Genomic DNA, 2009 nt, shown 5'->3' with positions numbered 1-2009 from the left:
GTCACATCCGCAGACCCTAGCCCGCATCCGCCGACGCCGCGGACCGCCGTGGCGGACCCGACGCCGGTGTGGGTGGCGGCCGCGGGCCGGGTCGGTGATCTCCGTGGTGACGTTGCCTACGCCACATCCCGTGCGCGCCGTCACCCTGATTAAGCTCGGCGGGCATGAGCAGCGCGACGGAGCCACTCGGGACCCCTCCCGGAGACGAGCCGGACATCCACACCACGGCCGGCAAGCTCGCCGACCTCTACCGCCGCAACGACGAGGCGATCCACGCGGGCTCGACCCGGGCGGTGGAGCGTCAGCACGCCAAGGGCAAGAAGACCGCGCGGGAGCGCATCGACCTGCTGCTCGACCCCGGTTCGTTCGTGGAGCTCGACGCGCTGGCCCGGCACCGGTCCACGAACTTCGGCCAGGACGCCAACCGGCCCTACGGCGACGGGGTGGTCACCGGGCACGGCACCATCGACGGGCGGCCGGTCTGCGTGTTCAGCCAGGACGTGACCGTGTTCGGCGGCTCGCTGGGCGAGGTGTACGGCGAGAAGATCGTCAAGGTGATGGACCTGGCCCTCAAGACCGGCAGGCCGATCATCGGGATCAACGAGGGCGGCGGCGCGCGCATCCAGGAGGGTGTGGTCTCGCTGGGCCTCTACGCCGAGATCTTCCGCCGCAACACGCACGCCTCCGGGGTGATCCCGCAGATCTCGCTGATCATGGGCGCGAACGCGGGCGGGCACGTGTACTCGCCCGCGCTGACCGACTTCGTGGTGATGGTCGACCAGACCTCGCAGATGTTCATCACCGGCCCCGACGTGATCAAGACGGTCACCGGCGAGGACGTCACGTTCGAGGAGCTGGGCGGGGGCCGCACGCACAACACGAAGTCGGGCAACGCGCACTACCTGGCCTCCGACGAGGACGACGCCGTCTCCTACGTCAAGGAGCTGCTGTCCTTCCTGCCCGCGAACAACCTCTCCGAACCGCCGGTGTTCGACGCGCCCGAGCCGGTCGCCGAGTCGATCGCGGACGGGGTCACCGACGGCGACCGCGAACTCGACACGCTCATCCCGGACTCGCCGAACCAGCCCTACGACATGCACGAGGTCATCACCCGTGTCGTGGACGACGGCGAGTTCTGCGAGGTGCACGAACTGTTCGCGCCGAACGTCGTGGTCGGCTTCGGCCGTGTGGACGGGCGCAGCGTGGGCGTGGTGGCCAACCAGCCCACCCAGTTCGCCGGCTGCCTGGACATCGACGCCTCGGAGAAGGCCGCCCGGTTCGTGCGCACCTGCGACGCCTTCAACGTGCCGGTGCTGACCTTCGTGGACGTGCCGGGCTTCCTGCCGGGCACCGACCAGGAGTTCAACGGCATCATCCGGCGCGGCGCCAAGCTCATCTACGCCTACGCCGAGGCCACGGTCCCGCTGGTCACGGTGATCACCCGCAAGGCCTACGGCGGCGCGTACGACGTGATGGGGTCCAAGCACCTCGGCGCCGACGTGAACATCGCCTGGCCGACGGCCCAGATCGCGGTGATGGGCGCGCAGGGCGCGGCCAACATCGTGCACCGCAAGACGCTGGCCAACGCCGCCGAGGCGGGTGAGGACGTCGAGGCCCTGCGCGAGCAGCTGATCCAGGAGTACGAGGACACGCTGTGCAACCCGTACGTGGCCGCCGAACGCGGCTACGTCGACACGGTGATCCCGCCCTCGCACACCCGCGGCCACGTGGCCCGCTCCCTGCGCATGCTCGCCGACAAACGCGAGACCCTCCCCCCGAAGAAGCACGGCAACATCCCCCTCTGACCCGCGAGTTGCCACCCCAGACCCGCGAGTCGCCACTCCAGGACCGCGAGTCGACGTTGAAGAAAGGACCGCGATGGTCGACACCGACGCACCGGGCCCGGACACGGCGGAGGCTCCCGTGCTGCGGATCGTGCGCGGACACCCCGACGAGGCCGAGGTGGCGGCGCTGACCGCCGTCGTCGCCGGCCTCGCGGCGGCGGGCCC

The 2009-nt window shown here is 70.4% G+C and carries 2 protein-coding genes; both read left to right on the top strand.

Going from position 1 to position 2009, the window contains the following annotated elements; genetic code table 11:
• Window positions 1-164: 164 nt before the first annotated feature.
• Window positions 165-1805, top strand: a complete 1641-nt coding sequence (locus ACTIR_RS0116855) for an acyl-CoA carboxylase subunit beta (protein ID WP_026455164.1) — start codon at window positions 165-167, stop codon at window positions 1803-1805.
• Between the two features lie 73 nt (window positions 1806-1878).
• On the top strand, window positions 1879-2009 hold a 131-nt coding region (locus tag ACTIR_RS27720; RefSeq protein WP_034240590.1), incomplete at its 3' end, for an acyl-CoA carboxylase epsilon subunit.

This window comes from Saccharomonospora iraqiensis subsp. iraqiensis, assembly GCF_000430445.1.
In the GTDB taxonomy this organism is placed as follows: Bacteria; Actinomycetota; Actinomycetes; order Mycobacteriales; family Pseudonocardiaceae; genus Saccharomonospora; species Saccharomonospora iraqiensis.
Note: the sequence above shows the minus strand (reverse complement) of the source record. Positions and strands in the feature narration are given on the sequence as shown.